Annotated in this window: 1 protein-coding gene; it reads right to left on the bottom strand. The window is 76.2% G+C overall.

Annotation, left to right across the window (positions count from 1 at the left end; translation table 11 throughout):
• Nucleotides 1-1,364: FtsK/SpoIIIE domain-containing protein (locus AN216_RS13635; protein ID WP_275522306.1), on the bottom strand; the 1,364-nt coding region annotated here is incomplete at both ends.

The following is a 1,364-nucleotide window of genomic DNA, read 5'->3' as shown; positions in this document are numbered from 1 at the left end:
GGACTCTCCGCGGGCGCCCGCCCGACGTCTGCGCATGTCGCTCGACGCGTCTCCGCCCGATGGCCCCTCCCGCCCGGCGGTCGCCCTGTCGGAAGTCTCCTCGGGCGGCGCGGCTCCGGAGCCGCCGAGCTCGCCTCGCGGGGCGCCCAGCGAGCGCGCGGCTCGTGTCATCGCGCTGGCGAGCAGCGCGAGATCGGTCGGACCGTTGCCCAGCTCCCGGACCGGCCGCCGGGCCGGCGGATCGCCCGCCCGCGCCCAGTCGAGTGGCACGACCGTGGGACGTACGGTCGAGGTGCGGGGAATCCGTCCGGTGACCCGTCCGGCCTGGAAGGGCACGCGCGAGCCGTCCGGGAACAGCACGCTGCCGCGACCGGGAGCCGCGTCCTCGCCGTCCACGCCGGTCAACTCGATCCGTATGCCCGCCTCGTGATCGGTTCTGCTCTGCGCGGTGCGCTCCGGCCTGCTGGAGGTGGCGATCAGATGCACCCCGACGGACACGCCTCCCGACGCGACGGACTCCAGCGCCCGCACGATCGATCCGGAGGCCGGCCGGCCCGGGTCGCCCAGAGCCGGGTCGACCAACCGGTCGAAGTCGTCGACCAGCACGACGAGTCGAGGAAGCGGCCCGTGCTTCCGGTGTCCTCCGAACTCCGGGGACCCGGGGGATTCCGGGGACTTGGGGGACCCCGGCCCGGTCGCCGCGGCCTCGGCTGTCGCCGTGCCACGCGAGGACTGCCGTTCGGCCGGCGCCCGGGGAGCCACGACCCGGTGGTGTTCCGGGCCGAACTCCCGCAGATGCTGCTCGTAGGTGAGGTCTCCGAGCAGCTCGGCGCGTCGCTTCAGCTCCGCGCTCAGGGACTGTGCGAACTCCCGCATCAGCACCGGATCGCCGGTGCTGAGCGAGGACTTGACGTGCGGCAGCTCGGCTGTCGCCTGCAGGCCGCCGTCCCGGACGGCGCCCCCTCCGTCGATCAGCACCAGACCGAGCCGGTCCGGACGCTCGCCCGCCGCGAGTGAGGCGGCCAGGGCCCGCAGCAGCTCGGTGCGGCCGGAGCCCGTCGGGCCGGTGAGGAAGGCGTGCGTGCCGAGGGCCGCCAGGTCGGTCTCGACCGTCCCGTGCGGCCCGATTCCCGGCACCAGCCGGGCGACCACCGGCGGAACGGGCGCGCCGTCCCCGGCTGGTGCTCCGCCACGGGCGGTGGTGTCCCAGCGGTTCAGCACCGCGGCCGGGGTGGCCCGGGCCAGCCCCAGCTCCTCCAACAGCCGGCAGCCGCGTGGCAGGGCGCTGGCCGCCCGCCGGGAACGCGGTGTCCCCGCGGCGCCCTCCGCCTCCCGCAGCGGCGCCAACGCCCGGGCGAACCGCT

The organism is Streptomyces oceani (assembly GCF_001751245.1).
Lineage (GTDB): Bacteria > Actinomycetota > Actinomycetes > Streptomycetales > Streptomycetaceae > Streptomyces > Streptomyces oceani.
This window is presented reverse-complemented; position numbering and strand designations above follow the sequence as displayed.